Genomic DNA, 4581 nt, shown 5'->3' with positions numbered 1-4581 from the left:
TGGCATGCGTGCGACCGCGGCGCGCAGGGCGACCAGCTCGGCCAGGCTGGGACGGATCCCCGCCTCGGCCGGCGCGGCAGCGTGCGGCATGCCCGGCGCAGTCGGCTGCGGTGCCATCGTCGTTACTCCGCGCGGAGGCGGGCGGCGGGCAACAGCCGTACCTGGCGACGTCCGGTCACGGCGGCGGCACCTTGTCCAGCAGGGCGGCGACCAGACGATCGCCGTCCCAGCCTTCGGCGGTGGCTTCGTAGCTGGGCAGCACGCGGTGGCGCAGCACATCGGCGGCGACCGCGCGCACGTCGTCGGGCGTGACGAAGTCGCGTCCGGCCAGCCAGGCGCGGGCGCGGGCGCACCGCTCCAATGCGATCGAACCGCGCGGACTCGCGCCCCAGGCGATGCGCCGCGACAACGCGGCGTCGTAGCCGCTGGCATCGCGCGAGGCCAGCACCAGTTCGATCAGATAGCGCTCCAGCGGCGGTGCCATGTGCAGCGCCAGCACCGCACGGCGTGCCGCGAATACGTCTTCCAGCGGCATGCGCGGCGGCGGCGCCTCGCCGGCCTCCAGCGTCTCGCGGGCGCGCTCGCGCGCCAGGCGCAGGATCTCCGCCTCCGCGGCCGCTTCCGGGTAGCCGATCCGCACATGCATGAGGAAGCGGTCCAGCTGCGCCTCCGGTAGCGGGAAGGTGCCCTCCTGCTCGATCGGGTTCTGTGTCGCCATCACCAGGAACAGCTTCGGCAGCGCATAGGTGTGCCGGCCGACGGTGACCTGGCGCTCGCCCATCGCTTCAAGCAGGGCCGATTGCACCTTGGCCGGCGCACGGTTGATTTCGTCGGCGAGCAGGATCGGATGGAAGATCGGCCCGGGCAGGAACTCGAAGCGGCTCTCCTGCGGGCGCCACACCTCGGTACCGGTGAGGTCGGCCGGGAGCAGGTCGGGGGTGAACTGGACGCGGGCGAAATCCGCTTCCAGGCGCGAGGCCAGGGCGCGGATCGCGGTGGTCTTGGCCAGGCCGGGCGCGCCTTCGACCAGCAGATGGCCGTCGGCGAGCAGCGCGATCAGCAGGCGCTCCACCAGCGCCGACTGGCCGACGATGGTCTGGGACAGGCCGTCGCGCAGGGCGACGAACGCGGCATGCAGGCGCTGCTGCTCGGGCGCGGCCGGCGGGGAATCGAGGGTCGGGGATGGAGTGTTCATTTGTGCAGTCTGACCGATCGCCGGTGAAAATGGTTCCGCGCACGGCGGACGCCGCGTGCTGCGAATTCAGGATTTCCTCATCGATGGGCGCAAACGCCGACGGGAGAGGCTTGCGCCTCTCCCGTCGAAGAATCCAACCTGCTTGAGGCAGCTCAGGCTGGCGCGCGCTTGGCCACGTGCATCACCTTCGGGGTCACGAAGATCAGCAATTCGGCCTTGGTCTTGTTGCGGCCACGCTTCTTGAACAGATTGCCCAGGAACGGCACGTCGCCCAGGAACGGCACCTTGGAGATGCTGCTGCGGTCGTTGAACTCGTAGACACCGCCGATGACCACCGTCTGCCCATCGTCGACCAGCACCGCGGTGTTGATCTCGCGGCGGTTGATCTCGGGAATGGTGCCGTAGCCCTGCAGGACCACGAAACGCTCGACTTCGTCCTTCTTGACGCTCATGTTCAAGAACACACGATTGTCGTCGGTGATGGTCGGGGTCACCTTCAGCTCCAGCAACACTTCCTTGAACTGCACGTTCGGCGTGGGGGCAGCGCCAGCGGTGCCGCCGGTGATGGTGACGTAGCCGATCTCCTTGCCCTGCTTGATCACCGCCTCGCGCTGGTTGGATGTCACGATGCGCGGATTGGAAATGACTTCGCCCCGCCCCTCTTCCTGCAATGCCGACAGCTGCAGGTCCAGATTGAAGTTCTTGCCGAGCAGGGTGTAGGCAAGACTGGGCAGGGTCTGCGCGCTGGTGAAGGTCGGACCGCTCAGATCGACGTTGAGACCACGCGTATTGACGCCGCCGCCAGCCGCGTTGCTTCCGACCGTAGCGACATTGTCCCCATAGGTGCGCGTCGCGCCGACACCGAACTTGGCACCCAGATCGCGTGCGAAGGTATCGGTGGCGATGACGATGCGGCCCTCGATCAGCACCTGGTCGACCGGGCGGTCGATCACGTTGATCAGCTCGCGCATCTGCGCGACCTTCTTCGGGATGTCGCTGATCATCAGCGTGTTGGTGCGCTCGTCGGCGACGAGGCGCCCGCGCGGCGACAGGAAGCCATTGTCGTTCTGGCTGTTGCCGCTGCCACCCGCGCCGCCACTGCCACCACCGCTACCGCCGCCGATCCCCTTGGCCTCGGTCAGCGCCTTGAAGATCGCCGTGGCGCTATGATAGTTGATCTGCACGTAGTCGGTGATCAGGTCCTCGCGGTTCTCGATCGCGATGCGCGCGTCTTCCTTGTCCTGCTCGAACTTGGCCAGTTCCTGCTGCGGCGCGACCCAGATCACCTTGCCGTCGCGGCGCTTGTCCAGGCCCTTGGCGCGCAGCACGATGTCCAGTGCCTGGTCCCACGGCACATTGACCAGGCGCAGGGTGACGCTGCCCTGCACGGTATCGGAGGCAACGATGTTGAGATTGGACTCCTCGGCGATCAACTGCAGCACCGTGCGCACCGGCACGTCCTGGAAGTTGAAGGTCACCGGCTTGCCGCTGTAGCCGCGGGCCGCCACCTGCGCGGCGGCCTGGCTGACCGTGGTCGCGGTGACCGCGCCCACCGCCGGCGCGGCTGCGCGCGGGGTGATCTCGACCACGTACTCGTTGCCGGACTGGTAGGCCAGCGATTCGAACGCGCCATTGGTGTTCAGCACCAGCTCGGCGCCGCCCGCATAGGGCTTGGCATCGATGCGCTGCACCGGCGTGGCGAAGTCGGTGACGTTGAGCGGGCGCTGCAACTCCGGCGGCAGCGTGGCGTTGCCGACATCGACCACCACGCTGTTGCCCTGGGTGCGCAGGTCCGGGCTGGCGCCGGTGCCGTTGAAGGACAGGATCAGCCGCCCCGCACCGCCGTCGCCGCGCTTGAAGTCGATCTTCGACACCGTGAGCTTGGCCGGCGCCGCCGCAGGTGCGGGAGACGCGGCAACAGGCGCGGCGGGCGGCGCCGCACTGGCGACGACCGCATTCCCGAGCATCGCCGCCAACCCCAACGCGCATAGCCGCATCGTCGCGTGACGCCGGATGGGGCGCAGGCTCAGGGCTTTGGAAAAAGTCATCGTGCTATCCCCATAATCAATCATTGATCGTCCAGCGCGACGGAGGCGGGACGTTCCAGCCAGCCGCCGGCGCCATCCGGCACCAGTTCAATCAAATCGATGCGATCCTCGTGCACCCCGGTCACGCGGCCATCGCTCTGCCCCATGTACACGCCCGGACGCACGCGGTAGGTCACCTTGTCCGGCGCCATCACCAGCGCGACCTGGCCCGCGCCGCTGCCCAGCGTGCCGACCATGTTGAGGCTGTCCAGCGGGAACTGTTCCAGCGGTTCCTTGCGGCGGTTCGGATCCGGGCGCAGGCCGCTGCTGCCGTCGGGACTGGCCCAGGCATCGCTGAACGGATCGCGCAGGCCCTGCGCCGCATACTCGAAGGTTTCGAACTGCTGCATCACCGGCAGCGGCTCCAGCGGCTGCGCCGGTCGCGCGCGCACTTCCTTCACCCAGTTCTCCAGATTCGGCGCATCGCCCGGCGTGCTGGTGATGGTGCGGCCGCAAGCGCCAAGCACCAGCGCCAGCGCGCCCGCAACGAGAATCCTGACCACCCGATGCTGCCGGCTCATGCGCCACCGCCTTGCTTGCCGGCCTTCTTCGCGGCCGCCGCGGCCTGTTCCTGGTCGGCCATTTCCTTGTCGTCCAGGTAGCGATAGGTCTTGACCGTACCGGACAGCTCCAGCTCGCCGCGCGCGGTGATGCCGTTGCTCTTGTCGCGCGGCTTCAGGTTGATGTCGTGCATGGTCAGGATCACCACCCGCGGCAGCGAGGCCACGCCACTGACGAAGGCGCCGAACTGGTGGTAGCTGCCGACCATGCGCAGGGCGATCGGCTTCTCCGCGTAGAACTCCTTCGGCGACTCCGGGCCCGGCTGGAACAACTCGTTGGTCAGGCCGCTGGACAGCGCGGTCTGCGAGATGTCGATGATCAGGTCGGGCATCTCGGTCTTGCTCGGCAGCTGCCGCAGCATCTGCTGCAGCACCTGCTCCATCTGCACCAGTTGCTGCTTCAGCGGCTGCAGGTTGACCGCACGGCTCTGCTCCTTCTCGAAGGAGGCGCGCAGTTCGGTTTCCTTCTGCTCCAGCGCCTGCAACTCGTCGCTCTTGCTGCTGATCAGCAGGAACCAGGACAGGGTCAGGATGAACAGGGTCACCAGCACGCAGAACACGATCTTGGCCTGCTGCGGCCAATTGCCGATGTTGTTGAAATCCAGCTCTTTGATGTTGAATTTCTTGCTCATGACGCCGGTCCCTGTTTCGCTGGCGTGGCGGCGGGTGCCGGCGCGGTGGCCGGCGCCGGTGCGGCAGGGCTGCCCGCGGCAGGTGCAGGCGCAGGCGCGCCCGGGGC

4 protein-coding genes are annotated in these 4581 nt (G+C 67.8%); all 4 read right to left on the bottom strand.

What is annotated here, in order from left to right; genetic code table 11:
- Positions 1 to 175 precede the first annotated feature (175 nt).
- On the bottom strand, positions 176 to 1195 hold the full coding sequence (locus tag D588_RS0109640) for a MoxR family ATPase (RefSeq protein WP_017915828.1): 1020 nt from the start codon (positions 1193 to 1195) through the stop codon (positions 176 to 178).
- Between the two features lie 152 nt (positions 1196 to 1347).
- Positions 1348 to 3243 (bottom strand): type IV pilus secretin PilQ family protein, encoded by a 1896-nt coding sequence (locus D588_RS0109635; protein ID WP_026143552.1) that lies wholly within the window; start codon positions 3241 to 3243, stop codon positions 1348 to 1350.
- A 20-nt stretch (positions 3244 to 3263) separates the two neighbouring features.
- Positions 3264 to 3803: a pilus assembly protein PilP gene (locus D588_RS0109630; protein WP_026143551.1), complete on the bottom strand. Its 540-nt coding sequence runs from the start codon at positions 3801 to 3803 to the stop codon at positions 3264 to 3266.
- Entirely contained in the window at positions 3800 to 4474 is a 675-nt protein-coding gene (locus D588_RS0109625) for a type 4a pilus biogenesis protein PilO (RefSeq protein WP_017914107.1), read from the bottom strand. Before D588_RS0109625 ends, D588_RS0109630 begins: the two co-directional genes overlap by 4 nt.
- Between the last annotated feature and the right edge of the window lie 107 nt (positions 4475 to 4581).

Source organism: Xanthomonas sp. SHU 308 (assembly GCF_000364645.1).
In the GTDB taxonomy this organism is placed as follows: domain Bacteria; phylum Pseudomonadota; class Gammaproteobacteria; order Xanthomonadales; family Xanthomonadaceae; genus Xanthomonas_A; species Xanthomonas_A sontii.
Note: the sequence above shows the minus strand (reverse complement) of the source record. Positions and strands in the feature narration are given on the sequence as shown.

What these genes read in the sequence shown, in the direction of transcription:
- D588_RS0109640 (WP_017915828.1), bottom strand. Translation starts at nt 1,195, where the DNA reads ATGAACACTCCATCCCCGACCCTCGATTCCCCGCCGGCCGCGCCCGAG.
- D588_RS0109625 (WP_017914107.1), bottom strand. Translation starts at nt 4,474, where the DNA reads ATGAGCAAGAAATTCAACATCAAAGAGCTGGATTTCAACAACATCGGC.
- D588_RS0109630 (WP_026143551.1), bottom strand. Translation starts at nt 3,803, where the DNA reads ATGAGCCGGCAGCATCGGGTGGTCAGGATTCTCGTTGCGGGCGCGCTG.
- D588_RS0109635 (WP_026143552.1), bottom strand. Translation starts at nt 3,243, where the DNA reads ATGACTTTTTCCAAAGCCCTGAGCCTGCGCCCCATCCGGCGTCACGCG.